The organism is Nocardia sp. NPDC020380, from assembly GCF_044386975.1.
Taxonomy (GTDB): Bacteria; Actinomycetota; Actinomycetes; order Mycobacteriales; family Mycobacteriaceae; genus Nocardia.
On sequence record NZ_JBIRVQ010000012.1, the window covers coordinates 137,660 to 163,339 of the forward strand.

29 protein-coding genes are annotated in these 25,680 nt (G+C 66.3%); 13 read left to right on the forward strand and 16 right to left on the reverse strand.

Annotated elements, in window-relative coordinates:
* Window positions 1–340 precede the first annotated feature (340 nt).
* The 3 genes from ACH438_RS31335 to ACH438_RS31345 all read left to right on the forward strand — a co-directional run bounded on the left by ACH438_RS31335 (window position 341) and on the right by ACH438_RS31345 (window position 2,479).
* The gene (locus tag ACH438_RS31335; RefSeq protein ID WP_397011749.1) at window positions 341–748 is read left to right on the forward strand and encodes a hypothetical protein; all 408 of its coding nucleotides are present in this window, start codon (window positions 341–343) and stop codon (window positions 746–748) included.
* Window positions 749–780: 32 nt separating this feature from the next.
* The gene (locus tag ACH438_RS31340) at window positions 781–1,335 is read left to right on the forward strand and encodes an adenylate kinase family protein (RefSeq protein WP_397011751.1); all 555 of its coding nucleotides are present in this window, start codon (window positions 781–783) and stop codon (window positions 1,333–1,335) included.
* Between the two features lie 220 nt (window positions 1,336–1,555).
* Window positions 1,556–2,479, forward strand: a complete 924-nt coding sequence (locus tag ACH438_RS31345) for a hypothetical protein (RefSeq protein WP_397011753.1) — start codon at window positions 1,556–1,558, stop codon at window positions 2,477–2,479.
* Window positions 2,480–2,508: 29 nt separating this feature from the next.
* Here the strand turns inward: ACH438_RS31345 and ACH438_RS31350 are convergent, their stop codons facing one another.
* The 4 genes from ACH438_RS31350 to ACH438_RS31365 all read right to left on the reverse strand — a co-directional run bounded on the left by ACH438_RS31350 (window position 2,509) and on the right by ACH438_RS31365 (window position 4,661).
* Window positions 2,509–3,090: a GNAT family N-acetyltransferase gene (locus ACH438_RS31350; protein ID WP_397011755.1), complete on the reverse strand. Its 582-nt coding sequence runs from the start codon at window positions 3,088–3,090 to the stop codon at window positions 2,509–2,511.
* A 145-nt stretch (window positions 3,091–3,235) separates the two neighbouring features.
* A complete protein-coding gene (locus ACH438_RS31355; RefSeq protein ID WP_397011757.1) occupies window positions 3,236–3,565 on the reverse strand; it encodes an ArsR/SmtB family transcription factor in 330 nt (109 codons plus the stop codon).
* Between the two features lie 42 nt (window positions 3,566–3,607).
* Window positions 3,608–3,970, reverse strand: a complete 363-nt coding sequence (locus ACH438_RS31360; RefSeq protein WP_397011759.1) for a cupin domain-containing protein — start codon at window positions 3,968–3,970, stop codon at window positions 3,608–3,610.
* Between the two features lie 22 nt (window positions 3,971–3,992).
* The gene (locus tag ACH438_RS31365) at window positions 3,993–4,661 is read right to left on the reverse strand and encodes a TetR/AcrR family transcriptional regulator (RefSeq protein WP_397011761.1); all 669 of its coding nucleotides are present in this window, start codon (window positions 4,659–4,661) and stop codon (window positions 3,993–3,995) included.
* A 102-nt stretch (window positions 4,662–4,763) separates the two neighbouring features.
* Between ACH438_RS31365 and ACH438_RS31370 the strand changes: the two genes are divergently transcribed.
* From ACH438_RS31370 to ACH438_RS31405, 8 genes are all read left to right on the forward strand, one after another.
* Window positions 4,764–6,335, forward strand: coding sequence for a succinic semialdehyde dehydrogenase (locus ACH438_RS31370; protein WP_397011763.1), 1,572 nt, complete (start codon window positions 4,764–4,766; stop codon window positions 6,333–6,335).
* Between the two features lie 34 nt (window positions 6,336–6,369).
* Complete coding sequence (locus ACH438_RS31375) at window positions 6,370–7,194, forward strand: SDR family NAD(P)-dependent oxidoreductase (RefSeq protein ID WP_397011765.1); 825 nt, start codon at window positions 6,370–6,372, stop codon at window positions 7,192–7,194.
* A 176-nt stretch (window positions 7,195–7,370) separates the two neighbouring features.
* Window positions 7,371–8,537, forward strand: coding sequence for an SPFH domain-containing protein (locus ACH438_RS31380; RefSeq protein WP_397011767.1), 1,167 nt, complete (start codon window positions 7,371–7,373; stop codon window positions 8,535–8,537).
* 723 nt (window positions 8,538–9,260) lie between these two features.
* Complete coding sequence (locus ACH438_RS31385) at window positions 9,261–10,361, forward strand: hypothetical protein (RefSeq protein WP_397011769.1); 1,101 nt, start codon at window positions 9,261–9,263, stop codon at window positions 10,359–10,361.
* A gap of 23 nt (window positions 10,362–10,384) precedes the next feature.
* Window positions 10,385–10,888 (forward strand): hypothetical protein, encoded by a 504-nt coding sequence (locus ACH438_RS31390; RefSeq protein WP_397011771.1) that lies wholly within the window; start codon window positions 10,385–10,387, stop codon window positions 10,886–10,888.
* Between the two features lie 146 nt (window positions 10,889–11,034).
* Window positions 11,035–11,736: a cupin domain-containing protein gene (locus tag ACH438_RS31395; protein ID WP_397011773.1), complete on the forward strand. Its 702-nt coding sequence runs from the start codon at window positions 11,035–11,037 to the stop codon at window positions 11,734–11,736.
* 94 nt (window positions 11,737–11,830) lie between these two features.
* A complete protein-coding gene (gene surE / locus ACH438_RS31400) occupies window positions 11,831–12,625 on the forward strand; it encodes a 5'/3'-nucleotidase SurE (protein ID WP_397011775.1) in 795 nt (264 codons plus the stop codon).
* A 47-nt stretch (window positions 12,626–12,672) separates the two neighbouring features.
* Window positions 12,673–13,104 carry an SRPBCC family protein gene (locus tag ACH438_RS31405; RefSeq protein WP_397011777.1) on the forward strand — a complete coding sequence of 144 codons (432 nt, stop codon included), beginning with the start codon at window positions 12,673–12,675 and terminating at the stop codon, window positions 13,102–13,104.
* Between the two features lie 50 nt (window positions 13,105–13,154).
* Here the strand turns inward: ACH438_RS31405 and ACH438_RS31410 are convergent, their stop codons facing one another.
* The 5 genes from ACH438_RS31410 to ACH438_RS31430 form a co-directional block, all read right to left on the reverse strand.
* Window positions 13,155–13,442: a hypothetical protein gene (locus ACH438_RS31410; RefSeq protein WP_397011779.1), complete on the reverse strand. Its 288-nt coding sequence runs from the start codon at window positions 13,440–13,442 to the stop codon at window positions 13,155–13,157.
* An 89-nt stretch (window positions 13,443–13,531) separates the two neighbouring features.
* Window positions 13,532–14,581: an alkaline phosphatase family protein gene (locus tag ACH438_RS31415; RefSeq protein WP_397011781.1), complete on the reverse strand. Its 1,050-nt coding sequence runs from the start codon at window positions 14,579–14,581 to the stop codon at window positions 13,532–13,534.
* 330 nt (window positions 14,582–14,911) lie between these two features.
* The gene (locus ACH438_RS31420) at window positions 14,912–15,607 is read right to left on the reverse strand and encodes an HAD family hydrolase (RefSeq protein WP_397011783.1); all 696 of its coding nucleotides are present in this window, start codon (window positions 15,605–15,607) and stop codon (window positions 14,912–14,914) included.
* Window positions 15,604–16,509, reverse strand: coding sequence for a putative protein N(5)-glutamine methyltransferase (locus ACH438_RS31425; RefSeq protein ID WP_397011785.1), 906 nt, complete (start codon window positions 16,507–16,509; stop codon window positions 15,604–15,606). Before ACH438_RS31425 ends, ACH438_RS31420 begins: the two co-directional genes overlap by 4 nt.
* Before the next feature lie 73 nt (window positions 16,510–16,582).
* On the reverse strand, window positions 16,583–17,443 hold the full coding sequence (locus tag ACH438_RS31430) for a YdcF family protein (RefSeq protein ID WP_397011787.1): 861 nt from the start codon (window positions 17,441–17,443) through the stop codon (window positions 16,583–16,585).
* Between the two features lie 184 nt (window positions 17,444–17,627).
* On the opposite strand from ACH438_RS31430, the gene ACH438_RS31435 reads away from it, so the two are divergent.
* Window positions 17,628–18,476, forward strand: a complete 849-nt coding sequence (locus tag ACH438_RS31435; protein ID WP_397011789.1) for a bifunctional 5,10-methylenetetrahydrofolate dehydrogenase/5,10-methenyltetrahydrofolate cyclohydrolase — start codon at window positions 17,628–17,630, stop codon at window positions 18,474–18,476.
* A gap of 18 nt (window positions 18,477–18,494) precedes the next feature.
* On the opposite strand, the gene ACH438_RS31440 is transcribed toward ACH438_RS31435, so the two are convergent.
* Entirely contained in the window at window positions 18,495–19,244 is a 750-nt protein-coding gene (locus tag ACH438_RS31440) for a L,D-transpeptidase family protein (protein ID WP_397011791.1), read from the reverse strand.
* A gap of 232 nt (window positions 19,245–19,476) precedes the next feature.
* Window positions 19,477–20,127, reverse strand: a complete 651-nt coding sequence (locus tag ACH438_RS31445) for a cyclodeaminase/cyclohydrolase family protein (RefSeq protein WP_397011793.1) — start codon at window positions 20,125–20,127, stop codon at window positions 19,477–19,479.
* Window positions 20,128–20,266: 139 nt separating this feature from the next.
* Here ACH438_RS31445 and ACH438_RS31450 point away from each other — a divergent pair, with 139 nt between their 5' ends.
* Entirely contained in the window at window positions 20,267–21,307 is a 1,041-nt protein-coding gene (locus tag ACH438_RS31450; protein WP_397011795.1) for an LLM class F420-dependent oxidoreductase, read from the forward strand.
* A gap of 91 nt (window positions 21,308–21,398) precedes the next feature.
* Here ACH438_RS31450 and ACH438_RS31455 read toward each other — a convergent pair whose 3' ends face one another.
* From ACH438_RS31455 to ACH438_RS31475, 5 genes are all read right to left on the reverse strand, one after another.
* On the reverse strand, window positions 21,399–21,734 hold the full coding sequence (locus ACH438_RS31455; RefSeq protein ID WP_397012111.1) for an STAS domain-containing protein: 336 nt from the start codon (window positions 21,732–21,734) through the stop codon (window positions 21,399–21,401).
* Window positions 21,735–21,925: 191 nt separating this feature from the next.
* Entirely contained in the window at window positions 21,926–24,244 is a 2,319-nt protein-coding gene (locus ACH438_RS31460; protein WP_397011797.1) for a SpoIIE family protein phosphatase, read from the reverse strand.
* Window positions 24,241–24,894: a SpoIIE family protein phosphatase gene (locus tag ACH438_RS31465; protein WP_397011799.1), complete on the reverse strand. Its 654-nt coding sequence runs from the start codon at window positions 24,892–24,894 to the stop codon at window positions 24,241–24,243. Before ACH438_RS31465 ends, ACH438_RS31460 begins: the two co-directional genes overlap by 4 nt.
* Window positions 24,887–25,300, reverse strand: coding sequence for an anti-sigma regulatory factor (locus ACH438_RS31470; RefSeq protein ID WP_397011801.1), 414 nt, complete (start codon window positions 25,298–25,300; stop codon window positions 24,887–24,889). Before ACH438_RS31470 ends, ACH438_RS31465 begins: the two co-directional genes overlap by 8 nt.
* The gene (locus ACH438_RS31475) at window positions 25,290–25,676 is read right to left on the reverse strand and encodes an STAS domain-containing protein (RefSeq protein ID WP_397011803.1); all 387 of its coding nucleotides are present in this window, start codon (window positions 25,674–25,676) and stop codon (window positions 25,290–25,292) included. The genes ACH438_RS31470 and ACH438_RS31475 overlap by 11 nt, the downstream gene beginning before the upstream one ends.
* Window positions 25,677–25,680: the final 4 nt, after the last annotated feature.

Here is a 25,680-nt window from a genome sequence, read left to right on the forward strand (position 1 = left end):
TCCAGCGCTGCGGGATCGGTGACATTCCGGGACTTCCCATCCCAGGACCACGTACGTCTCTCGATCCGAGGCGTACAGCGTCGGCGAACCGCCGTTACGAGTGTCTACTCCGAGGAAGCGCAGAAGCATGATGGATACCTGACGGTCAGAGTTTTGATAATTCACCTACGAGGGTGATCCTTATCCGCAGGTCAGGTCAATGGTTTGCAGTTAATCCCTGCAAAGAACAGCAAACTACTGGTCAGAGCCCTCTACCTGTCCCTAGCGTCAATGTCGGGCGTTCGGGGCCGGCGCAGGTCACCGCTCCCGAGCGGCTCTACCGACGACGACAGGGGCGGATATGACCGACACTCCGCAGGGACCGCCGGCCAAGGCGGTCATCTTCCTCTACAGGCCGCTCGTGGCGACGAAGGCGCGGCTCGACTGGGCGGAGTTCTACGCCAGGCAGCGGGCGACCGAACAGAACCTTCGGATCGGTCACGTCATCGTGGCCGACCACATCGAGGCCGGAATCCAGAAGCTACACAACGCACTCCGGCAGATGGACGCGGCCGTAGTGATCACTCCGAACCTTGATCACGTCGGAGGTTCACCGGTCGTGGTGACCAAGTTCGCGGAGCTGCTGACGGTGAAACCCGCCGGCCGATTCCGCTGGGCCGCCGGCGAAGACGCTGCCCGCCAGACCAGATTGACTCTTGCCCTTCAGCCATTCCGATATTCCGGTATCCCAGATGGCGGCGATGCTTAGCTCTCGCGGTGGAGGGGGTTACGGTTGTTCGAGTGAGGATCGGTTTGCTCGCGACGCCGTTCGGTGAAGGCTTCATGCATCTGGATGGACGTGACATGCTTGCTGAAAAGCTTGGGGTACCAGGCTTTTCGTTCGAAGAGATGGTGCGTGCGTGCGGGACCAAGCGGACGCCGCTGGGGCGTGAAGTCGACGAGTATCTGGTAAGCGGGCCCGCGGCCCGAACGCCCATCCCACTGGCTGGTCGCGTCGTGGCCGATCGATTGGCTGAGCCCGACGTCGCGGACGGCTTCGTCTTGTCCGGCTACCCCTACACGGCCGAGTGCGCCCGCGACCTGGACGCTGCCCTGAGCAGGTTGGGCACTCGCCTCGACCGAGTGCTGCGCTTCGTGGTGCCCGTGGAGGTGATCCTGCAGCAGTGGCCCGTGTCGGTCATGTCCGGCGCGGAAGTCCGCAGCGAATATCGCCATCAGCAACATAACGCCGACTCGGTATTCGAGCACTACGGCGATCGAGCCACCGAGATCGATGCCGTCGGCGACGAAGACCTGATCCGCGTCCGTGCACTGACCGCACTCGACCTGAGGTGAAGAGGTACTTGCGGTACAAGGGGCTTGGGTCCCAGCTCCATGAAAGTCACTGAACCGACTCGCCGGGAGGTTCACCGCCATTCGCCTACCGCTCCGACCGGCGCGGAATCCACGCGATCCTCGCACGGTAGATACGCGCTGACCGAAGTTCAGGGGTGTTAACGCTGGGGCGTTTGCGCGGGGATACCGGGGGTGAGGGACACATACGACGGGGTGGGCGATGAGACTGATCGATATTGTGCACAAGGCTGTTCGGGCGTCGGTGCTGTGCAGTGTCGGATTGATGTGCGTGTGTTGTTCAGCCGATCATGATGGCCCGAGTGTCCTGGTGTCGTCGACGACAGCGCCGGCCAGCGCGCGCAGCATGCCGTCGACGACGGTGCAGCCGACGAGTTCCGTGCCGGTCACGACATCGGAGAATCCGGTTCGCAGTACGTTGCCGGGGCGGTTGGCCGGTCTGCTCGACTGCGGCGACGTGAAGTCCAATTATGAAGGGCCGGACCCTGATCCGGGATTGCACTGTGTGCTACGCGCTGAAGATCACACGGGCCTGCTTTTCGAGGTGTTGGGTTCGCCGGCGATAACGATCAACGTTTACGACACGCAAGGGCGGTTTCGGCAGACGTTGCGCCAGCAAGTCGACCGGCCCGGGTACGAAATGCCCTTTCTGTCGGACCTTGATGGGACCGGACGTCAGGAATTACTAGTGGTGACCACTTCGGGCGGCACCGGTGGCGAAGATGTCGCAGTGTGGCACGCCATCGGAGATTCCGACCGATTCTCCTTCGCAGGAACGATGTTCGGGTTTCCGCAAGGGGTGCAGCAGACCGTCGACGGGTTCATTGCCATCTACACGCACGGCGGCGCGGGCAGCGGTGTGGTGACTCTGTATCGATTCGTCGACGACAAGTTGGTGACGTTGGCAGTGCTCGACGTCGAGGCATCCGCTGATCCGTACCATCCGCAATGGCAGACCAACGGTTCGGCGAAGTGCGCACTGGACCGCACCAGCGGCCGCACCGACGTGACGGATGGTCGGGCGATGGCCGACCGAAATGCGGCCTTGGTTGCGGCGGGGATCGATCCAGCGACAGCCGAGGAACATTTCTGCTCCGAACCTTGGGTAGGCGACCTGTACCGATAACAAGGCGCCCGACTTCGTACGGTGCCGGGTCAGGGCTGTAAGCGGAAGCTGAGTTGGGTGCCTAGTTCGTGGAAGCCGAGGGTGGTTGCGACTCGCCTGGATTCTGGTGTGCGGGCTCGCCATTGGGGAATCAGGCCGGAGGTCAGGGCGTGTTGGGCGGCGGCGGATGCGGTGGTGCGGGCTAGGCCGTGGCCGCGCTGATCGGGGGCGGTGAAGACTGAGATGTGGGCGGTGTGGTTCGGCCATAGTTGGTGTCCGGCGGCGGAGACGAGTGATCCGGCTGAGCGCAGACTGAAGGCGGGCGAGGTGATTTCGTCCAATCCGCTCTCGTCTCTGTCGGCCTCTGGCGACGATTCCAGGAGTTCATTCAGTGCGGGATCTCCGGCGGGAAATTGCTCGATTGTGCTCGCGCCCAGTGGCGCAGGTTGGAAGAGCTTGTCGCTGGTGTAGGCCAGCGCTGCGGGGCCCCGTACCTCTGCGATATCCAGGACGGTGCCGAGACGCTCTGGGATGACGATTTCCGGGGTTGATATCTGTGCGGTGGCGGTTCGGATCTTCTCTGCCGCAGCGGGATCGGGTGCGGTGATGATTGCCGAATCTTGCAAGACCACGGCACCGGCCCATCCTGGCGGGCACATCAACGACTCTGGTGACACCACCACTTCGAGATGACCAGTGGCGAAGGAGACGGGGACTGCCGCGAGCCCTTCCCACAACGCCCGGGCGTGAACCAGTACTGCCTCTGCCGACATTGGTTCAGAGGGACTGGCTGAGGGTGGTGACGAGTTGGGAGATTCGGGGTTCGTCGCGTTTGTAGTGGGTCCACTTGCCGATTCGGGTGGAGCGGACGAGGCCGGCGCGTTCGAGTTCGGCCATGTAGGCGGAGACGGTGGATTGGGCGAGGCCTACTTTGGCTTGGATGTGGCTGACGCAGACGCCGTGTTCGTGGGGGTCGATGGTGGCGCCGGTGAGGTCGAAGTGGCGCTCGGGGTCGCGGAGCCAGGAGAGGAGTTGTAGCCGAACCGGATTGGCGAGCGCGCGGAGCGCTCGCACCATCTCGGGATCCGGTTCCTCACTCGGGGTCATCGCCCCAGCTTACCGACGAATCGGGGTTCGTCGATACGAGGTCTAGCTCTCCAGGAGCTCGAGCTTCGGTTCCTGATCGGCGGACAGCAGGAAGAAGCCGAGGAAGACGACGTCTTCGTCGAGGGCGTCGAATTGCGCGATGCGGGCGCCCTCGGGTTCGAAGAACACGTCGCCGGGTCGCAGCACGACCTCCGGCTCGCCCTCGACGCGGTAGGCCACCGAGCCCGAGACGATATTGCCCACCACGGGACCGTTGTGCACGTGCAGGCCGGCGGCGGTGCCCGCGGCCATCGAGATGCGGCGCGCCTGGATGCGGTCGGTCGGCTTGCCGGGAGTCACGTCCACGTCGAGCACGACGGTGCGGGTGACGGTGGCGGGTAGCTGTTGTTCGGAAGTTTCGGACATGATCGCCATCGTAGAGGCCGAATTACGAAGCGCCCGAATCGAATATACCGTCGATGGTGAGTGCGTATTCGACATCCGCGCGCCGGCCCAGCATGGCCAGCACGCCGCGGATCATCGTGACACGTGCTGCCGCAATGGTTTCCGGATCGGGTTCGGCGTGCGGGGCCGCGGCCGAGATGCGGAAGACGACGTACTCGCAGATCTGCAGTGACGTATCCAGATCCAGGTCGGTGGGCGCGGGCCGGCCGAGTTCGGCGAACTTGACGCGGATCAGCGCCCGGATATCTTCCAGGGCTTGTTCGCGATAGGTGGACACGGGCGAGCCCGGATCGTGCAGTTCCGCGAAGAGCGGGGCCAGCATCGGCCCGTGCCCGCTGGCCCAATACAGGTAGGCGTCGATCATGTTGATGCCGAGCTGCACCGGTTCCTGGGTCCGTTCCAGCGCCGAGCGGATGCCGCCGACCAGGTCCTCGTTGGAGACCTCGAGCACCGCGTGCAGGGGTTCCACCGCATTGGCGAAGTAGCGGTAGAAGGTAGGCCGGGCCAGTCCGGCCTGCTCGATGATGCGGGCCACGTTCAGCCCGCGGGATCCGTGCGCGGCGAACACCTCGGCGGTGGCCAGGACTATGCGGGCGCGCACCTGGTCGGCCTGTTTTTCGGTCTGCGGTGGCCGGCCGCGACGGCTTGACATGAGGTGCGTCACGCCTATTAATCTAACACTGGTGTTCACGTAACACTGGTGTTCAATAAATAGAGGGCTCGAACTCGGGCCGGACTCTCGAGAGGGCGACCAATGACGACAGCCCCGCAGCTCGCCGCGGCCGACGCACTACCATTCGACCTGGTACAGCGCCTGCTGAGCCACGCCCGCGCGGGCGGAGCGCCCTCGGTCGAGGTGTTCGCACCCGCCACCGGACGCAAGATCGCCGACCTGCCGCAGTCCTCGGTCGCCGATATCGCGGCGGCCTTCGCCACCGCACGCACCGCGCAGCAGGAATGGGCCCGGGTCCCGGTCGAGGAGCGTGCCGCCCTGCTGCGCCGCATCCACGATCTGGTGCTCGCCGAACAGGACACCATCCTCGACATCGTGCAGATCGAGACCGGCAAGTCCCGCGTGCACGCCTTCGACGAGGTCTCCGACGTCGCGGTCAACACCCGCTTCTACGCCGCCGAGGGCAAACGCATTCTGGCGCACCGCAAGCCGCGCGGCGTCATGCCCGTGCTCACCCAGGTCGAGGTGCGCAATCGCCCCAAGGGCGTGGTCGCGGTCATCTCGCCGTGGAACTACCCGCTCGCGCTGGGCGCCTCCGATGCGCTGCCCGCGCTGCTCGCCGGCAATGCCGTCATCGGGCGCCCGGACAACCAGACCGCGCTGACCCTGCTGTGGGCCATCGATATCGCCGAACGCGCGGGACTGCCGAAGGGCTTGTGGCAGGCCGTACTAGGACGCGGTGCGGTCGTCGGCGCCGAGGTCATCGCGCGCGCCGACTACGTCGACTACACCGGATCCAGCGCCACCGGCCGCACCATCGCGCAGCAGGCGGGGGAGCGGCTCATCGGCTACTCGCTCGAATTGGGCGGTAAGAACCCGCTGCTCGTGCTCGCCGACGCCGATGTCTCCGCCGCCGCCAAGATCGCGGTGCGCGCCTGCTTCGCCTCGGCGGGCCAGCTGTGCGAGTCGATCGAGCGAATCTATGTGGACGACAGCGTCTACGACCAGTTCGTCACCGAATTCGTCGAGAACACGAAGAAACTCACCCTCGGCAAGACCCTCGACTTCGGCTACGAGATCGGCTCGCTGACCTTCCCGCGCCAGATCGACACCGTCAGCAAGCACGTCGACGACGCGGTCGCCAAGGGCGCGACCGTGCTCGCCGGCGGCAAGGCGCGACCGGAGCTCGGCCCGTACTTCTACGAGCCCACGATCCTCGCCGACGTCCGCGAGGGCATGACCGTCTTCCGCGAGGAGACCTTCGGCCCGGTCGTCTCCGTCTACCGCGTGCGCGGCGACGAGGAAGCCATCGCCCAGGCCAACGACACCGCCTACGGCTTGAACGCCAGCGTGTGGAGCCGCGACACCGACCGCGGCCGCGAGGTCGCCGCGCGCGTGAACGCCGGCTCGGTGAACGTGAACGAAGGCTTCATCGCCGCCTGGGGTTCGGTGGCCGCACCGTCGGGCGGCCTGGGTATTTCGGGCACCGGTCGCCGGCACGGACCCGAGGGCCTGCTGAAATACATCGACACCCAGACCATCGCGGTGCAGCGCGTACTGCCCATCGCTCCACTGCCGGGCATGTCCGAGCAACTGTGGGCCAAGACCATGACGCTCTACCTGGGCGTCATGAAGACCTTGCGGCAGAAGTGATCCGCACACACACGAGACAGGGGTACAGCGGGAAATGAAGACGGCAGCGGGCAAGAAGGTCCTGGTCACCGGCGCCGCCATGGGTCTGGGCAAAACCTTTGCGCAGCGGGCGGTCAGCGAACAGGCCAGTGATGTGGTGCTGTGGGACATCAACGAGCAGGCGCTGCGCGACACCGCGGCCGAGTTGGCCGCGCAGGGCGTCAGCAAGATCCACCACTATGTGGTCGACGTGTCCGATCGTGACGCCATCGCCGAGGCCGGCGCGGCGGTGCGCGCCGAGGTCGGCGATATCGATGTGCTGGTCAACAATGCGGGCATCGTGCGCGGCAACGGGTACTTCTGGGAGACCGCCAACCGCGCCGACATCGACAAGACGATGGCGATCAATTCCCTTGCGCCCATGTACATCACGCTGGAATTCCTGCCCGCCATGGTGAAGAACGGCCAGGAGTCGCGGGTGATGACCATCGCGTCGTCGGCCGGTCTGGTCGCCAACCCGCGCATGAGCGTGTACGCCGCATCCAAGTGGGCGGCGCTGGGCTGGTCGGATTCGGTGCGGCTCGAGCTCGAGCAGTCCGGCAACGAGCACGTGAAGTTCACCACGGTCTGCCCGACCTACATCAACACCGGAATGTTCGACGGCGCCAAGGGCTTCTGGTTCACCCCGATCCTGGAACAGGACGAGGTCGTCAACACCTCCTGGGAAGAGATGAAGAAGGGGTCGGCGCTGGTCGTCATGCCGTGGACGTCGCGGCTCAACCGCGCCATCTCCGGCCTGCTGCCACTACGCGTACGGGACTTCTACCTGAACACCGTGGGCGTCTACCACTCGATGGACGAGTTCACCGGCCGCAAATAGGCAGCCATCCCCGATCGTCGCAGACGGCCCGTGCGGAAGCACGGGCCGTCTTCATGATTCGTTAACACTTGGTGTGGTGTCATCGGATACTGAGATGACGGGGGCCGGCACCGCATGCCGTTATGCAATACTCGCGCTGCGGGGCGTGCTGCGCCCGAGGGAGGAAGAGAGACTCAATGGGCTTGTTCGACATGATCCGTGGCGAATTCGTCGACATCATCGAATGGCTGGACGATACGCGTACGACGCTGGCGTGGCGATTTCCCCGCTACGACAACGAGATCAAGAACGGCGCCGAGCTGATCGTCCGCGAGGGGCAGCAGGCCGTCTTCGTCTACCGCGGGCAGCTGGCGGACAAGTACGGGCCCGGCCACTACACGCTGACCACCGAGAACATGCCGATCATGTCCACCCTGCAGGGGTGGAAGCACGGCTTCAACTCGCCGTTCCGGTCCGAGGTGTACTTCATCAACACCCGCGCGGTGACGGATATGCGCTGGGGGACACCGCAACCGGTCACCGTCCGCGATCCCGACTTCCGCATGGTGCAGATCCGCGCCAACGGCACCGCCAATGTGCGGGTCACCGATATCGAGGTGTTCCTGCGCCAGATGATCGGCACCAACGGTGAGGTCGACGCCGATGTGCTGAGCGAGATGCTGCGCAACAATGTGGCGCTGTCCTTCTCGGACATGGTGCTGGCCAGCGGGCTGGGCGCCATCGATCTGCAGGGACGGCAGGTCGAACTGTCCGGCAAGCTGCAGGAATTCGTGGGCCAGCGGCTCGCGCCGTTCGGCGTCGGCGTCGAGCAGGTCACCATGACCATCTCGCTGCCGGAGGAGATCCAGCAGGCCATGACCCGCGGTGTCGCGCGCGGTGTGGAGGCCGGCGGGTTCATGAACAATGTGGACCTCAACCGGTATCAGCAGATGCAGGCCGCCGACGCCATGCTCGCCGCCGCGCAGAACCCTGGCGGCGGAATGGGTGCCGCGATGCAGGCCGGGATGGGTGTGGTGCTGGGCGGGCAGATGGCGGGCGCCATGCAGGGCAGCTACGCCCAGCCGCAGCAGCAGGCTCCGGCCCCGCAGGCTCCGCAACCCGTTGCGCCGCCGCTTCCGGGGCAGCAGCCGTTCCACTTCGACAACGGCGGTCAGGCCGCGGGACCGTATCCGGTGGATCAGCTACGCCAGTTCGTCGCGAGTGGGCAGCTGACCCGCGACACCAATGTCTGGACCGAGGGCATGCCCGGATGGGCTCCCGCCTCCACGGTGCCGGCGCTGCAGACCCTCTTCGCCGCCCCGCCCCCGCTGCCGGGTACTCCGCCGCCGCTGCCCCCGCAGTAGCGTCCGCCCTCCGGCACCTCGGCTCGCCTTCGACGCCGTACGACGCGCCGGCCGGGTGGGATCCGACATACCCACCCGGCAGTGCCCCGAATTCCCCAGCAGCACAGGCGCGATCGTCGTATCCGCCGTATCGAGTGAGCCACAGTGAACGACAATCAGCCGCCGCAGCAACCCGGCCCGCCCCCACTCCCGCAAACCCGCGAACCCCAACCGTGGACGCCGCCCGTACCCGGCCAGCCCGTGCCCGGCCAGGTGCCGCCTCCGCTTCCGCAAGGTGTCGGCGCGGGAAGTCCGATGCCGCCACCGCTTCCGCAGGGGACCGTTCCAAGGAGCCCGGTGCCACCGCCGCCCGCGGGAGGGGCTCGTCCGGGAATGCCTGTGCCGCCGCCCATTCCGGGTGCGCCGCAGCAGATGAGGTCTGGACCGTCGGGGCCGCCGCCGATGCCGGGTGCGCCGCAGCAGATGGGTCTGGGACCGTCAGGCCCGCCGCCGATGCCCACCATGCCGCGGCCCGCGGGTCCGCCGCCGCTGCCGGGTGGGATGCCGCAGCAGCCAGGTGGGATGACTGTGCAGCCGGTGTTTGTGATGCCGGTGCCCGAGGTGGAACAGCCTCCTGTGGGTCATGCTGCGCCGCAACAGGTTCCGCATGCGCCTGATCGGGCCATGTTGCACAAGACGGAGCTGACTCGAACCTATCCGTGTAGCGCGTGTGGTGCGCAGTTGATGTTCGATCCGGTGGGGCAGGATTTGCTGTGCCCGAGTTGCGGGAATCGGTCGCCGATCCAGGCTGCCGATACGCCCGTGCAGGCCCGGGAATTGGCGCCCGCCATTGCGGATCTGCGGGCGCGGCAGTCGCAGGCGGCCGGCCCGCAGGTGACGGGGGAGTGGGAGGTGAAGTGCCAGAACTGTGGTGGGACCACGGGATTCAACGGCAGCCTCACCGCCACGCGCTGCCCGTACTGCGCGACGCCGATTCAGCGCGACGATGTGCACAATGCGCCGGCTCGGCTGCCGGTGGACGGCGTGGTGCCGTTCCATATCGGCGAGAAGCAGGCGCACGACCTCGTCGAGAAGTGGGTGTCGGGCCGCTGGTTCGCGCCGTCGAATTTCCGGAAATACCGGAAGATCGGGGCGTTTTCGAGCCTGTACACCGCGTATTTCACCTACGACGCGGATACCGAATCCTGGTACACCGGTGAGCGCGGCGACAACTACGAGGTGCGGGTCGGCACGGATTCGGACGGGGATCCGATCTATGAGACCCGGACTCGCTGGTATCCGGTGCAGGGTCAGGTGGGCAACGAGTTCGCCGATCTGCCGGTGCTGGCCAATGACAATCTGAGCCGCAATCGTATTCGCGCACTGGAGCCGTGGCCGGTGGAGCAGGCGCGGACCTACTCACCGGAGTTCGTGGCCGGGCACCTGTGCCGCACCTACGACCACGATGCCGAGGAGACTCTGCCCGAGGCGCAGCAGCGCATGGAGCAGGCCATCGAGTCGACGGTGCGTCACGATATCGGCGGTGATCACCAGCGCATCCACCAGTTGCAGACCGCGTGGAACTGGCTGGCGTACAAGCATCTGCTGCTGCCGATCTGGCTGCTCACGGTCGTCTACATGGACAAGACCTATCAGGTGTACATCAACGGCCTGACCGGTCAGGTGTCGGGTGATCGGCCGTGGAGCAAGGTCAAGATCATCTCCACGATCCTGGCCGTGATCGCGGTGATCCTGGTCATCGTGCTGGTGTACTCGCATATGCATCACGGGTCGGGTCCCGCGCCGGGTAACCATGTGACGCCCACGCCCAAGCATCACAACTGACCGATGAGAGAGGTGTGTTCGCAATGGTGTTGACGCTGGTCCTCCTACTGCTGATCGTCATTGCCGCGGTGGTGGCCGCGGTCATGGTGGTGTCGTCGAAGCAGAAGCAGTCGGTCTCGGCCGCCAACGAGGTGGTGCCGGGCACGCCCACGCGTGCTCCCGCCTCCTGGGCGGGTTCGCACGATCCCGAACCCCGCCTGCACCGCCGCCTGCGCGATGCCATGACTACCCTGCGCACCGCCAATGCCCTCGACGACGGCACCACCATCGTCCTGCGCGCCGAACTCGAACAGGCCGCCCTGGCCTGGGACGACCGCCTGGTGGCCATCGCCGCCCTGCCCGCACCCCACCGCGAACGGCAGCGCGAGGCCGCCGCCCAGGCGGTGCAATCCATCGAAGACGGCGTGGCGCAATACGTTTCGGCCTCCACCACGAGCGCCACCGCCGAACTGCAAGCGGGCCTCTCCAGCGTCCGCACCCAGCTCGACATCCAGGCTCAGATACGCAAGTCCCTGGAAGCGAACTAGCCGCCCCGATTCATCGCGAATTTCGTTTTCACCCACCGATCTCACGAAATTCGCGATGAGCGGCCTACGATTCGAATAGGTAGGCGTCAGCGCTGTGACCAGCGCCGACGTATTCGATTCAGTGGGTACGAGAGGGGATTACCGGCATGTCGGAAGAGTCGAACGCACAGCAGACCAACGGCCATCGCGGCATAGATCGTCGATTCGTACTGGGCGCGGGCGCGGTAGCGGCGGCCGCGGTAGGCGGCGGCCTCGTCGGCGCCGCCGCAGCGGCTCCACCCGCCGCCACCCCATCAGGCACCCAGGGCGAACTCGACACCAACCTCAACCAGGCGTCACACCTCTTCAAACTCACTGCCGCCGACCGCGACAACTACGACGGCGGCTACCTCCAGGGCGCCAACGAGGACACCTTCCCCATCCTGCGCGGCCAGCAAGGCTCGGTCTACTTCGTCCACCTCGAAGTAGGTGGCCTCCGCGAACCCCACTGGCACCCCTCCGCCTGGGAACTCAACTACATAATCTCCGGCAAGGCCCGCTGGACCATCCTCGGCACCCACCCCGAAGGCGGCTACCGCAACAATGTCTTCGAAGCCGGCCAAGGCGACCTCGTCTTCGCCCCCCAAGGCCACTTCCACTACTTCGAAAACGCCAGCCCCGACGTCCCTCTCGAAGTCCTCGTCATCTTCAACACCAGCGCCAAGGAACCCAACGACGACATCGGAATAGTCGGCTCGCTGAATGCCTTGCCCCGCAACGTCCTTGCCGCGGCCTTCGGTGTCCCCGAGTCGGCCTTCGCAAATGTGCCCACCGAGATCAAACCGGTGGTGATCACCCGGCATCGCTAATCCTGTGCGTTGACAGGGTCCATGGCCGCCTCTAGTGTCACAACTGGTTATAACCAGTGGGCTGCTCGACTGGACACGGTCGTAGAGGTGGGTCATGCCGGACATACTGCTGACCAACGACGATGGATATTCGTCGATCGGCTTCTATCCACTGCTGCGTGCATTACTCCGGCGATACACGGTTTGCGCGATCGCGCCCAGTACTCAGAAGAGTTGGGTCGGCAAGTCTCTGACGGCACACGCGCACCTCGAGATCGAGAACGTAGAGGTAGAAGGCGTTCCGATGCTGGCCGTAACCGGAACGCCGGCAGATTGCGTTCAGGTCGGCCTGTATCACGTCCTGGATGGGAAGCCGAAGATCGCGGTCTCGGGAATCAATATCGGCGAGAACGTAGGCCACGGCTTGATCCTCAGCTCGGGGACCGTGGGAGCGGCGATGGAGGCGGCGATCGACGGCATCAGATCCGTCGCCTTCTCGCTCTACATCCCGCCCGAACGCGAGAACGAGATCGACTTCTTCGACCGGGAGAACTTCCACATCTACCGGCACGCGGCCGCGATCGCCTGCAAGATCATCGACATCCTGCTGCGTTCGGAAGCCGTTGCGGGCTTTGACTTGCTGTCTGTCAACATCCCGTTCGAAGCTCGTACGGACACCGAATTCGAGATAACGGTGCCGTTCAAGAACGCCTACGGCCAGGTGTTTCACAAGAGCGGGACCACATATCGGATGAGGAGTCCGCTCGTCAGCTTCGAGAACGCTTCCGCCGGAACGGATCTCCACGCCCTCGCGCAGGGCAGAGTCTCCGTCAGCCCGCTTAGCCTGGACTTGGTGGTCCCGCAACCGGCCATGAAGGTCCTCGACGAACAACTGAGGGAGCACTGGTAATTCGCCTGCATGAAGCGACGAAAGGACATGAGGTGCCTCAGTATCGAGTGCAATCCACGACGTCGGCTCCGGTCGAAAGGGTGTGGGGGCTGTTGATCGATGGGCGGAGTTGGCCGCGGTGGGCTTCGGGGTTGGATGAGCTTGTGGAGGGGCGGTCCAGTGGGCTCGATCCCCTCGGGCGGGATGGGGTGGGGGCGGTGCGGGCGTTTCGGAGTGGGCGGTCGGTTACGGGGGAGCGGTTGACGGGAGTTGTTGAGGGGCGGTCGATTTCGTATGAGGATGCGTTCAATTTTGCTTTGAAGGACTATCGGGCTGTTGTTGAGTTGGAGGTGACTACCAGCGGGGGTACTGCTATTCGGTGGAGTGGGACTTATGGGATGCGGGCCGGTGTCGGGTGGCTGATGCCGTTCGTTCTTCCGAAGGTCATGCAGCGGATGGCTGATGATCTTGCGGATTATGCGGCCCGGTTGGGGGGATGACGAGGGAGATCCCCGGCTGCGGGAGGCGGCCGGGGATCTCGGGGGATGGGCTAGTGGTTGTAGGTGTAGCCGTTGTTGTTGGAGCTGGAAGAGCCTGAGGCGGAACCGGATCCGCCCAGGAGGCGGCTGAGGGCGTCGAGGGAGTTGGAGGAGCCGGTCAGGATCTGGCTGAGGTTGCCTGCGGTGTCGGCGGAGCCGGTGGTGAGGCCTACCGGGGTGGCCGTGGCGGCGGATGCGGGTGTGGCGGTGAGGGTTACGGCTGCGAGGGGGGCGGCCGCGAGGGTGGCGAGGGCGAGGGACTTGGCCAGGAAGGTGCGGGCGGGGTGCTGTGGTTTCATGGTTGTGTCTTTCGCTGGTGGGTTTTCACCGTGGGAGAAACCGGAGGCCGGCCCGATCCGCGTGGAGGTGGGCAGGGCCGGCGTCCGGGTCAGTTCTGGTCGGCGGGGATTTCGAGGGGTTCGGCTTCGCTGATGGAGCCGTTGCCGGAACCGGTGCCGGGGAGGTCGAGGCCGAAGGAACCGGTGCTCGGAGCGGTGCCACCGCCGCCGGCGATCGGCTTGCCGTCGAAGTCGGGGCTGGGCTTGACGCCGAGCAGTGCCACCGCGGTCGGGGTGATGTCGACGAGGGAGTTCGTCGAGTTGGTGACGCCGGCCTTGAAGGCGGGCCCGCGGGCGATGAGGAAATTGGCTGTCTCGTCGGCGGATTGACCGCCGTGGCCGCCGCCGGGCTTGTGGCCGTGGTCGCAGGTGACCAGGATGTTCCACTTCTCGTTGGGGTGGGACTTGGCGCGGGCGTCGACCGCGGCGACGATCTTGCCTACCTCGGCGTCGACTCGCTTGACCGCTTCGAGGTATTCGGGGGAGGCGCCGCCGTGGCCGTGGCCGGCCTCGTCGACCTGGTCGAGGTGGGTGAAGAGGAAATCGGGGGCGTCGTTGGCGATGGCCGCGGCGCTGGTGTCGGCGGTGACCGAATCGATCTTGGCCTCGGTGGGATCGTCGGGCTGGTCGGGGGTTCCGATGTTCACGTCGGCGTGCGGATCACCCGAACCGGCCATGATGCCGATGGTGTGCCAGGTGGCGATGGATTCGGTCTTCAGGTTGGGGTTGGCCTTCTCCAGCTGGGTGAAGACGGTCGGGTATTTGGCGAAAGGCGCTGCGGTGACGTTGTTGTCGTAGATGCCGTGCTTGGTGTCCCATACGCCGGTCAGGACCGTAGCCCAGGAGGGGCCGGAGATGGTGGTGTGGGGTGCGATGGAGGTTTGCCCGAGAGTGCCCTCGCTTGCGAGTTTCAGTAGATTGGGCGCCTTGGCCTCCTGAACCTTCTTGTACATCGTGCCGTCGAGCCCGATGACGACCACCTTGTTGACGGTGGCGTCGGCGGATGCGGGTGCGGCCGCCGCGACCCCTGCGAGTGCCGGCAGTGCGGCAAAGAGGGTGATAGCCAGGGAGTTCAGGACATTTCTGTTTGGAAGTTCCATGGTCTAGACCGTGCCAAGCGGCCCCGCTTGCGGTCTAGACCTTCGCGGGACTGTTCACCGACGATTCATGCGGTGATCTGCATCCGTTGTGGCTCAATGAGATTGCTGGAACATAACCAAATATGAAACCAGATGGCGGGTTGCCTGTCCGGGACACGATTTACGAGACGTGTCATGCACTTTGGTCGTGAAACTGGGCGAATGCTCGGGATCCTCGTCACGGAAGCGCGTTCTGCTTGTTCGGATCCGGCTTCCGGTGCACTTTTCGACGCGGAGGTCAGGCAGTGTTCACCTGGCTCGTCTTGCACACTTTCTGCGAAGTCGCTGAGCCTACGGTGAGAACGGGCCCAGGGCCGCGAGGGAGTGGATGACGGTGATTCCATCGCCGCCGGTGACGCCGAGCTCAGTGCGATCCAGCCAATAGGCCTGCAGGCCTGCGTCTCTCGCGCCGACACCGTCGACGTCATAGCGGTCGCCGACATAGGCGACCTCTTCCGGCGCGAGGTCGAGCATGGCGCAGCCGGCGTGGAAGATGCTCGGATCCGGCTTGGGCGTGCCGAATTCGCTGGAGCAGAGGATGGCCTCGCCGAAATGGTCGAGCAGGCCCACCGCGCCCAGCTTCATGCGCTGGTGGTTGCGCGAGGAATTGGAGACCACACCCAGGCGCAGGCGAGTGGTCAGCTCGCGCAGGGTGGGCGGGACGTCGGGGAAGACCAGCCATTCGGTGTCGCGCAGCGCGACATAGCGGGCGAACCACGCCACCGGATCGTCGGAGGTCACGCCGATATGCGAGAGGAACCGCCGCGTGCGCGACTGCTGCTGACCGGTGAAGGTGAGCTCGCCCGCGAGATACCGCGGATAGTCCTCCTCTTCGAGGGCCCGCCACAGTGCTACCGCCTCGTCCGGCGCACTGAACCGGTCGAGCAGCCCTTCCGCGGCCAGATGCTTCAGGATGCCGTTGCGGGCCGTGCCCGCGTAGTCGATGAGCGTGTCGTCGACATCGAAGAGGATGCCGCGAATCGTCATGGGCGGGTTCCGATCACGACGGTGGCACCCAGCTCGTCATCCTCGGCGATCCGCGCGATGAGCCCGTGCCGCCGCATGATCTCGGCCGCCGCGCTCGCCTGCTCCTCGCTCTCCTCGACGAGCAGATGCCCGCCCGGCGCCAGCCACTCCGGCGCGACGGCCGCGATACGCCGCAGAATATCCAGCCCGTCCGCACCACCGTCGAGCGCCACCCGCGGCTCGTGATCGCGCGCCTCCGGCGGCATCCGGGCGATTTCGGCCGACGGGACATAAGGCGTGTTCGCAAGCAGAATGTCCACGCGCCCGGCCAAATCCACGGGAATCGCGTCGAACAGATCACCTTCGTACACGGACGCGCCCAGTGCGGCGAGATTCGTGCGAGCGCACGCTACCGCGGCCGGCTCGATATCGGCGGCCGTGAGATTCACGTGGATACCTGCGGCCGCGGCCTCGGTCGCGAACGCCAGACCCAGTGCGCCGCAGCCGCAACAAAGATCGAGTGCCACCAGCGTGCGATCGCCCACGGCAGAGGTGGCGTCTGTCGTAACTTCCGTCGCAGTGTTCGTCGCAGCTAACGTCGTAGCCTTCGTCGCAGTCCGAGTCGTAGCCACATCGGCGGTTGTCAGCGCACCGCGGCCCAGCGCCACCGCTTGCTCCACCAGGAAGCCGGTCCGCTGTCTGGGTACGAATACTCCGGCCGCGACCCCGACGCGCAGCCCGCGAAATTCGGCCCAGCCCAGCAGATGTTCCAGTGGGTAACCGGCAATGCGCTGTACGACAAGCGATTCCAGGTGGGCGGGGTCGGTGGCGGCGCCGAGCAGCAGGGCTGCCTCGTCCTCCGCGAACACGCATCCGGCGGCCCGCAGGCGGGCCACGAGGGTATCGGTGTCGGGAGCGCTCACCGAGCCATTGTGCACACTCGGACATTCGACCGGGTCTACCGGGGTGTGGCCCCGATCGACCGGGAAGGTTCGATCAGCGTTCGGTCGGCAGGCGCAGGGTGCGGGTGGCGTCGAGGTAGATGCCGCGCTGACCGCTGCGGGACGGCGGGGGCAACTGCGAGACCAGCTGTTCGAGTGAGGTGGTCGCACCCACCACCGGCATGCCCGCCACGATGAAATCGCCGACGGCGCGGCGAATGTGGTTGGGCGAGGTGACCACGATGGCGCTGGTCGCGCCGGCGTCACGCAGCATGCCGACGCCGAACAGGGCGTTCTGCACGGTCGAGCCCGCGCGATGGTCGGCCAGAATCCGGCTCGCCGGAATCCCGTGCCCGATCAGCCAGCCCTGCATGGCCGCCGCCTCGGTGATGCCGTTCTGCGGGTTGCCGCCCGTCACCAGAATCGGCGACAGCGGCGAGACGATCGCCTGCAGCCAGGCCGCCTGCAGCCGGTTCACGAGTTCGGGCCGCATGGATCCGTCGGGCAGCAGCCCGTAACCCATGACCGCGATGCCGGTTTGCGGACCCGCAATGGCCGGAATCGGATTCGGCAGCGTGCCCACGGCCGCGCCGATGGCGTGGAAGACATTGCGGGTGCCGTCGGCCAGTCCGGGGTTGACCCCGTTCAGCCGGTTCAGCGCCACCTCGCGGGTGACCAGGTCACCGGTGTAATCGGACCAGATGGCCTGCAGTGACAACGCCTGTGCGTCATCGGGGGATTCGGTGAGCAGCTGCCGCAGATCGGACAGGCCTGCCTGCTCGTTGCCGTCGGTGAAGTTGTCCTGTGCGGAGTTGTAGAGCTGTCCGGGGTCCGCTTGCGCGGCACCGGTTCCGAAGAGGGCCAGAGCGGCGGCGGTGGCCGCCAGGAGGGTGGGAAAACGCCGGGCGATCTGCACTGCTTGGACCTTTCGTCGGGGTCACGCATTGCTTTCTTGCTGGCTATCTACACACTGTGTTGCTGGCTACCTACATGCTTTGCTGGTTGTTGACTCGGTACCGAATGGGGACACGATACGACTGCGCGCCGTGGATGTCGGTGATTTGTCATTGTGATTTTGCGTCGCGATAGGGTGTGATTCCGTGGATACGACTTCGCTCCCCGGCAAGGAACTCGCCGCCGCCATCAATGCCGATACCAAGCAACGCGCCGCCGCGCTCACCGAAGCACGCCGGTCGCCCCGGTTGGCGCTGGTGATCGCCAATGATGATCCGGCCAGCACGTGGTATGTGAAGTCACTCAACCGCGCGGCCGAACGTAATGGAATTGCCTGCGAGAACGTCGATCTGGGTGTCGACGCCACCGCCGAGCAGATCCGCAGCAAGCTTACCGAACTTTCCGGGGACGCCTCGGTGGACGGCATCATGCTGCAAACGCCGCTGCCCAAGGGCGTGAGCCTCGAGGATGTGGGCTCGGCGATCGCCGCGGCCAAGGATGTGGACGGGGTCAGCCCGCTGTCCCTGGGGTTGCTGGCTTCCGGCCTGCCGGGCTTCCCGCCCGCGACCTCGGAGGCCGTGGTGGAACTGGCCAAGTTCCATGCCATTCCGCTGTCGGGCCGCAATGTCACGGTGATCGGCCGCTCGAATGTGGTCGGCAAGCCGCTGGCTCAGCTGTTGCTGGCCGAGAACGCCACGGTGACCGTCGCGCATTCGCGGACGACCGACCTGCCCGCGGTCACCTCGACCGCCGATGTGGTGGTCGCCGCGGTCGGTCGCGCGGGACTCGTTACCGCCGAGCACATCCGCCAGGGCGCGGTGGTCATCGATGTCGGCACGAATGAAGACGAGAACGGCAATCTCGTGGGAGATGTGGATGCCGCCTCGGTCACCGGCAAGGCCTCGGCCCTGACTCCGGTGCCCGGCGGCGTCGGTCAGGTCACCACCGCGCTGCTCCTGCGCCACGTGGTCCAGGCCGCAGAATCAGCACGCTGAGAGCAGTGCGGCAGTTTTCTACCAGTGGGTGGTCACCGGATCGCCGATGCCCACATTGTCGTAGTACCACTCCGCGTCCGCGGGAGCGAGATTGATGCAGCCGTGGCTGACATTGGCGTTGCCCTGCGAGTCCACCGACCAGGGCGCGGAGTGCACGTAGACACCGCCCCAGGTCAGGCGTTCCGCGAATTCGCCTGTGAGGTAATAGCCCTCCGGGTCGTTGAGCGGGATGCCGATGGTGCGCGAGTCGAAAATGACTGTGCGCTCACGGGACAACACCGGGAAGGTGCCGACCGGGGTCTCGCGGCCGGGTTTGCCCATGGACGCGGGCATGGTCCGGACCGGGGCGCCACCGATGAACACCGTGAAGGTGTGCGCGGACATGTCGGCGTCCGCGGTGGTGCCGCCATTGGTTTCGAACCGGATATGGCTACGGCCCGCCGACACCGTGATGGGGGAGGAGACGGGCAGGAAGTGGGTCGGGGTCCAGGTGACCTGCTGGTTGTCCTGCCACGTGAAGGTGCCGGCCAGCGAGGTGTCGGCGCGGACGTCGACGGCGCGTTCGGCACGGGCCCGATCGGTGATCGGGGCGGCGAAACGCATGGTGACCGGGGCTGCGATGCCGACCACCTGGCCTTCGCTCAATGAAAACGATTGCACGGCCGGGAGACCGGGGGTTGCCATGGCCGCGCCTGCGGCCCCGGAACCGAATGCGGCTGCCGCCGCGACAAAACTAGCGACGAACAGGTAGCGAAGCGCTTTCCGCATGTTCCATCCCTTCGAAAGGGTGTGGGCCTGGATTTCTCAGACTATGGCCTGATGATCGTTCCCATCCGGAAATGTGCCCGCTTCGTGACCTATGTCCCGGCGTGGAGCCTTTGCGAAGCCCGTGTCGCCCGGTAGTGGAGCGGAAACGACTGTGCCCCGTTCCGTAACAGAACGGGGCACAGTAATCGGGTACGATCCGGCCCGGTCCGGGCCCGGCGGATTCCCGCAGGTCCTAGGCGGTGGTGATGGCCGAGACGACGTCGGTGTGCAGGGCGTCGGCGCGGGCCATGATCTCCTCGATCTGCTTCAGGACCGGAGCGAACTCCGCGCCCGCGCCCGCATCGAGGGAGGCCACATTGATGGCGATGTTCAGCTGCGAGCTGGCCGCGGCCGAGCGGGCGGCGTCGGCGGCCGCGCCGATATCGGTGACCACGTTCGGATTGCCGATGGGCAGCAATTCGGCTGCGAGAGAGACGATTTCGTCGGCCTCGGCGACCACGGCGGCGGGCACGCGGGCGGCGTTGAGCAGCGATTCGGTGATGGCCTGCTTGCGCGCGGCCAGCTGCTCGTCGGTGTCCTTGGGCAGCTTGTAGGCATTGCCGACAGCGGTGAAGGCGGCGGCATCGGCGTCGGCCAGGGCCAGCGAGCGCTCGCGGGCGGTGTCGGCGGCCTCGATGATCCGGTCGATGACCGGCCGGTTCTCGGCATCCTTGGCGCGGGTGGTGTAGCGCGCGACCATGGCGACCAGCGCGGCGCCCTGCGCGGCATGCAGCGCGGCCACGGCCCCGCCGCCCGGCGCGGGCACCTTGGCGGCCAGCTGATCCAGGTATCCCCGCAGGGTCGAGTCACCGAAGGTGGTGGCCTGCGTGGCGTCCTGAGTCATGAGGGGTGGCCTCCCTTGGGATTGCGGCGAATTCGTGCGATGTCCGCGACTACCGTACCGGCTCGGGCGCGGCGGGCCCGCGCAGGGCGACACCCGGCCGCCGCGAGGTTGTTGACCGGTTGCCGGTAAGGTCCGAATCATGCGTATCGGATTGTCGATCAATTACACCGACGGCTTCAAAGAGGTGGCCGCGGAGGTCGCCGACCTCGAACGAGCGGGCCTCGACATCGTGTTCGTGCCGGAGGCGTATTCGTTCGACGCGGTGAGCGCGCTCGGCTACCTGGCCGCGAAGACCGAACGGGTGCAGCTGGCCTCGGGCATCCTGCAGCTCTACACCCGCACACCCACGCTGACCGCCATGACCGCGGCCGGGCTGGACTATGTCTCCGACGGCCGCTACATCCTCGGCCTGGGCGCTTCGGGCCCGCAGGTGATCGAGGGCTTCCACGGCGTGCCCTACGACGCGCCCATCGGCCGCACCCGCGAGGTGCTGGAGATCTGCCGCAAGGTGTGGAAGCGCGAACGCCTGGAGTACCAGGGCAAGTACTACACCGTGCCGCTGCCCGAGGGTAAGGGCACCGGGCTGGGCAAGCCGCTCAAGCTGATCAATCACCCTGTGCGCGAACGCATCCCCGTGCTGCTCGCCGCGCTCGGCCCCAAGAACGTCGAGCTCGCCGCGGAAATGGCCGAGGGCTGGCAGCCGATCTTCTTCCTGCCCGAGCAGGCCGAGTCCATCTGGGGCGAATCGCTGAAAGCCGGTAAGGCCAAGCGTGATCCGGCCCTCGGCGACCTGGACGTCTTCGCCGGTCCCGCCCTCGCCATCGGCGAGAACGTCGAGCCCCTGCGCGAATTCGTCAAGCCGCACCTGGCCCTCTACATCGGCGGCATGGGCGCCAAGGGCAAGAACTTCTATCACACCCTGGCCACCAAGTACGGCTACGGCGCCGAAGCCGACCGCATCCAGGAGCTCTACCTCGCCGGCAAGAAGGACGAGGCCGCCAAGGTGGTCCCCGACGACCTGGTCCGCGACATCTCCCTCATCGGCACCCCCGGCTTCGTGAAGGAGCGAGTCGCCGCCTTCCGCGAGGCCGGCGTCACCGCCCTCAACGTCGTCCCCCTGGCCGCCACCCCGGCCGACCGCGTCAAGCTGGTCGAACAGCTCCGCGCGATCTGCGACTGACACCCCGGTCCGAACAAGAACGCCCCGACCACCACTGGTGGTCGGGGCGTTTGCGTCTGGTCCTGCCGATCAGCGCTACATCGGGGGCTGTTCAGTTCTGGCGGAGGGCGCTGAGGGCGTCGTCGAGGGTGGGGTGGAGGGCGAAAACCTGGTCGAGGTTGGTCATTTTGAGTTGGCGGCTGGTGGCGGGGCCATCGGCCACCACGGCTATGCGGGTGCCGCCGGCGCGTTTGTGGGCGGCCACGAGGGCCGCCATGCCCGCGGAGGCGAGGAAGCTCACCTCGGACAGGTCGATGACGAGTGCGCCGGGTTTGCCGGCCAGGGTGCTGTCGATGGCGTTCTCCAGCGCGGGCGCTGTCGCGAGGTCGACCTCACCGGCCACGGTCAGCACCGTCGCATCGTCTTGCACGGTGACCGAGGTGGTCATCGCGTCGCCGAAAGGAGCGTCTCCGGAAGTGTTGGTCACGTTAGAACAATCTGCCATGATCCGTCCGTTCGTGTTGCATCGTCTTCCACATTGGCATCGCGGCGGTAGCTGACACAACATGTGAAAAGCCTAGTTACCGCATCATTTCGGTGTTGACAGCGTCCGGATGGCGCTTTTGTGCCGTTGGTGTGTCATACCCTTCCGGCGGAGAAAGATACCGCCGGCAACCGCACCGTCATCCGTACCAGTGTGCCGGGACCGGGCGTGTGATCGATGTCCAATCGATCGGTGAGTGCCCGCATCATGGCTATGCCGCGCCCGCGATCACCCGGATCCGCGGGCAACGGTCTCCATGTACCCGTGTCGGTCACCACGAGAGTGACTGTGTCCAGCCCGGATTCGGCGGTCAGCTCCACCCGCCCCGGGCTGCCGTCCCGATAGGCGTGCTCGATGCTGTTGCTGCACGCCTCGTTCGCGGCCGAGATCAGGTCACCGGCCAGGTCCTGCGGGATGGCGGCGGCCGCGAGCCAGGATTTGAGCGCCCGCCGCATGACGGAGAGCTGGCTCGCATCCGCGGGCACGTCGAGCCGCAGCGGTTCCGGCGGCTGCCGGTAGACCACCATGGCGATGTCATCGTCGTAGCCGCCGGTGGGCCGCAGCCGCGACAGCACCGCATCGGCCACCTCGCGCGGCAGTTGGGTCGCGGCGCCGGTCAATTCGTCGGCGAGCTCCACGAACCGCTCGTCGATATCCACGCCGCGCTGCTCGACCAGCCCGTCGGTGAACAGCACGAGGGTCGAGCCGGGCGTCATCGGTGTGGTGGCCTCGGGGCGGCGCGGCGGATCGAAGGTGGCCAGCGGTACCGCGCGCCCGCCTTCGAGAAGCCTTCCGCGCGTACCGGGTTCGGCGAGCACCGGCGGCATGTGCCCGGCACTGGAGTAGCGGATCAGCCCGCGCACCGGATCCAGGATGGCGGCGCACACGGTCGTGCACATGGCGCCCGGAATCCGCGCGGCCACGGTATCGAGTTCGGACAGCAGCTGCGCCGGGCCCGCACCGCGCAGCAGCAGTGCCCGTGCCGCCGTGCGCAATTGGCCCATCACCACGGCGGCGGCCAGGCCACGGCCGACACAGTCGCCGACCACCAGGCCGATGGTGCCGTCCTCGAGCCGCACCACGTCGTACCAGTCGCCACCGATCTCCAAGGGCGGCAAAGCCGGTTCGTAATGCACCGAGAACCGCGGCGGCAGTTCGATCGGGCCCAGCATGGCCCGCTGCAGGGTGAGCGAGGTCGATCGCGCCTGGTCGAAGTTCCGGGCCCGCTGCACGGCCAGGCTCAAATGCCCGACCAGCAAAGAGAACAAGGCCCAGTCCCCGGGCGTGATGACCCGCGGCGCGGCAAAACGCAGCCACAGCGCCGAATCGGCGGCCTCGCCCAGCGGCGCGACAATGCCCTCCGAGCTGGATGCGCCCTCGGGAATGGCGAACATGGTGCGGCCCGGCCGCAATCGCGCCCGATCCAGCAGTGCCCGCGCCCGTGCGTCGAGCACCTGCCGGGTCTCGTTCCCGTCCGCCGGGGCCGGATGATCGCCGTTGCGTGCCGAGTTGCCACCGCGCGTGGTGTGGTGGGATTGCAGCTCATTGGGCGGCTTGTCCGTATCTCCTTCGGAGACATAGAGTTCCGGCCCGGTGTGCCGATTCGGCCAGACCGACACCACCGCGGTTTCGGCGCCGATGGTGCGGCGCAGCTCCTCCAGACCGACCGTGAGCACCTCGACGACACTCGTCGCCGCGCCCACCGCGGTCGCCAGGCGGGAAACCGCCTGATCACGGGCCTGCGCATCGTGTTCGGCGGTGACATCGCGAATGGTCCCGACGAAGATCCGTTCGCCGTTCTCGGGTTTCACCAGCGAACTGGTACTGACCGCGAGCCACAGCCGGCGCCCGTCGCGATGCTGGATCGGCATCACGAAGCGCGCGGCATCGGTGCCGAGATCGGGGTAGCGGGGTCCTTCGGGGAAGGCCCACGGGTAGGGCAGCGAGTAGGGCACACCGTCCGGCCCGTAGCCGGTGAGCGCGCCGAAGGAGGAGTTGACCTCGACCAGCGTGCCCTGCGAGTCGACGACGAAGAACCCGTCCTGCAGCGATTCGACCAGCGCCGTGCGGAAGGCGTCGCGCCCGGCGAGATCGTCTGCGCGGGAACGCTGTTGCTCATAACGCCGGGTGCCGTCGAGGAAGCCGCGCGTCGCCACGTCCAGTGCCGCCATGGTCTGCAGCAGGAACTCCAGCGCCGCTTCCGACCGGTCGGTGCCGTCCGGCAGTGGCACCAGCCCTTCGTCTTCCAGAATCCGGAAGTGATGCTCGGTCAGGTCGAGAATGCTCACGCCCTCGACCAGCGCCCGCCGCCCGAGTTCGTAGCCCTCGGCGAGACTGTTCTGATTCGGCGCCCGCAGATGCAGCCGGAGCGCGGCGGCATACGCGTCGCGGAAAGCTGCCAGCACGGCACTCATTTCGGGGTGCCCGCCGGCGGATGATGGGTGTGCGTATGTCCTCGATGCCGGGCCGCCAGCACCAGCGCGTCGTCGGTGTCCTTGGCGTGCTTGGCGAGAATTTCACCGGTGATCTCGGACGCCGGTTTGGCCAGATCGATGCCGTCGGCGAAGTCGCTGGTGATGCCGTCGGTCGACATGAGCAGCAGATCACCCGGCCGCACCGAGACGGTCTGCGACACCAGCGTCGGCGGCAGCAGATAGCCGACGATGCCGCCCACCAGCAGCGCGGCCGCGCGCACGGCCGGTTTGCCCGGCGCCGCGGCGACCACCCGGGAATCCACATTGCCCACGCCCAGCCAGTGCAGCCGGTCCGCGGAATCGAAGAGCGCCAGCGACACTGCCGCGCCGCGGGTATCGGACATGGCCCGATGACACAGCAGCATCAGCACGTCCAAGGGTTCGGCCCGGTTCTCCGACAGCACCTGCGCCGCGCGATCGGAGGCGTCGGCCGCGGCCGCTCCATGACCGAGACCGTCCAGTACGGCGAAAAGCGCGGAACCCCCACCCGCATCGAGTACCACGCAGCGATCTCCCGAAACCCGTTGTCCCGGTAGCGCGCGGCCGGCGACGGCCCATTCGATCGCGCCGATGAAACCGTCCTCACGCACTGGTGGGCACCCACTTCCACATCTCCACGAGCGTGCCCTGCCCGGGTTTCGAGTTGATGATCATGCCGTCCATGAGGCGGCGTGCACCCGGAAGACCCAGTCCCAGACCGTGTCCGGTGGAATAGCCGTCCTCCATCGCACGGTCGATATCCAGAATGCCGGGGCCCTGATCCTGGGCCTGCACCACCATGGATCTGCGGCCCTCGCGATCCTGCACATTGAGCCGGATCTCACCGCTACCGGCATAACTGGTGATATTGCGTGCCACCTCCGAGATGGCCGTCGCGATCATGGTGCGATCCGAAAGCGAGAACCCGAGTTTGCTTGCCATCTCGAGCCCCGCCTGCCGAGCGGTCACAATGTCGTTGGACACCTTGACCTGGATCACCACATTTTCAGCGGCCACGGTCACGACCGTCTCGTCGGCGGTTGGGCACTTGACGATTCAGCCAGGCCAGCCCCTCCTCGAGATCGAGTGCGGTGTGCATGTCCTCGAAGGTGAGGCCCAGTTGAACCATGGCGAAGGCGACCTCGGGCTGCAGGCCCACGATGACCGTTTCCGCGCCTCGGAGCTTGGTCATGTGGGCGATGGTACGCAGCGATCTGGCTGCGAAGGAATCCATTACGTCGATTGCGGTGACATCGACGATGATCCCCTGTGCCCGGTACCTGCTGACGTACTTCATCAAATCGTCTTGCAAGCGTTCGGTATCCGCGTCGGTGAGTGCCGCTTGCACCGACGCGATGAGATAAGTGCCCTGCTTCAGAATGGGTACCGGCATCTGG

Coding starts and splice junctions, on each gene's coding strand:
- ACH438_RS31335 (WP_397011749.1), top strand. CDS start 341: ATGACCGACACTCCGCAGGGACCGCCGGCCAAGGCGGTCATCTTCCTC.
- ACH438_RS31345 (WP_397011753.1), top strand. CDS start 1,556: ATGAGACTGATCGATATTGTGCACAAGGCTGTTCGGGCGTCGGTGCTG.
- ACH438_RS31355 (WP_397011757.1), bottom strand. CDS start 3,565: ATGACCCCGAGTGAGGAACCGGATCCCGAGATGGTGCGAGCGCTCCGC.
- ACH438_RS31360 (WP_397011759.1), bottom strand. CDS start 3,970: ATGTCCGAAACTTCCGAACAACAGCTACCCGCCACCGTCACCCGCACC.
- ACH438_RS31365 (WP_397011761.1), bottom strand. CDS start 4,661: ATGTCAAGCCGTCGCGGCCGGCCACCGCAGACCGAAAAACAGGCCGAC.
- ACH438_RS31370 (WP_397011763.1), top strand. CDS start 4,764: ATGACGACAGCCCCGCAGCTCGCCGCGGCCGACGCACTACCATTCGAC.
- ACH438_RS31375 (WP_397011765.1), top strand. CDS start 6,370: ATGAAGACGGCAGCGGGCAAGAAGGTCCTGGTCACCGGCGCCGCCATG.
- ACH438_RS31380 (WP_397011767.1), top strand. CDS start 7,371: ATGGGCTTGTTCGACATGATCCGTGGCGAATTCGTCGACATCATCGAA.
- ACH438_RS31385 (WP_397011769.1), top strand. CDS start 9,261: ATGTTCGATCCGGTGGGGCAGGATTTGCTGTGCCCGAGTTGCGGGAAT.
- ACH438_RS31390 (WP_397011771.1), top strand. CDS start 10,385: ATGGTGTTGACGCTGGTCCTCCTACTGCTGATCGTCATTGCCGCGGTG.
- ACH438_RS31395 (WP_397011773.1), top strand. CDS start 11,035: ATGTCGGAAGAGTCGAACGCACAGCAGACCAACGGCCATCGCGGCATA.
- surE (WP_397011775.1), top strand. CDS start 11,831: ATGCCGGACATACTGCTGACCAACGACGATGGATATTCGTCGATCGGC.
- ACH438_RS31410 (WP_397011779.1), bottom strand. CDS start 13,442: ATGAAACCACAGCACCCCGCCCGCACCTTCCTGGCCAAGTCCCTCGCC.
- ACH438_RS31415 (WP_397011781.1), bottom strand. CDS start 14,581: ATGGAACTTCCAAACAGAAATGTCCTGAACTCCCTGGCTATCACCCTC.
- ACH438_RS31420 (WP_397011783.1), bottom strand. CDS start 15,607: ATGACGATTCGCGGCATCCTCTTCGATGTCGACGACACGCTCATCGAC.
- ACH438_RS31440 (WP_397011791.1), bottom strand. CDS start 19,244: ATGCGGAAAGCGCTTCGCTACCTGTTCGTCGCTAGTTTTGTCGCGGCG.
- ACH438_RS31445 (WP_397011793.1), bottom strand. CDS start 20,127: ATGACTCAGGACGCCACGCAGGCCACCACCTTCGGTGACTCGACCCTG.
- ACH438_RS31450 (WP_397011795.1), top strand. CDS start 20,267: ATGCGTATCGGATTGTCGATCAATTACACCGACGGCTTCAAAGAGGTG.
- ACH438_RS31455 (WP_397012111.1), bottom strand. CDS start 21,734: ATGACCACCTCGGTCACCGTGCAAGACGATGCGACGGTGCTGACCGTG.
- ACH438_RS31460 (WP_397011797.1), bottom strand. CDS start 24,244: ATGAGTGCCGTGCTGGCAGCTTTCCGCGACGCGTATGCCGCCGCGCTC.
- ACH438_RS31475 (WP_397011803.1), bottom strand. CDS start 25,676: ATGCCGGTACCCATTCTGAAGCAGGGCACTTATCTCATCGCGTCGGTG.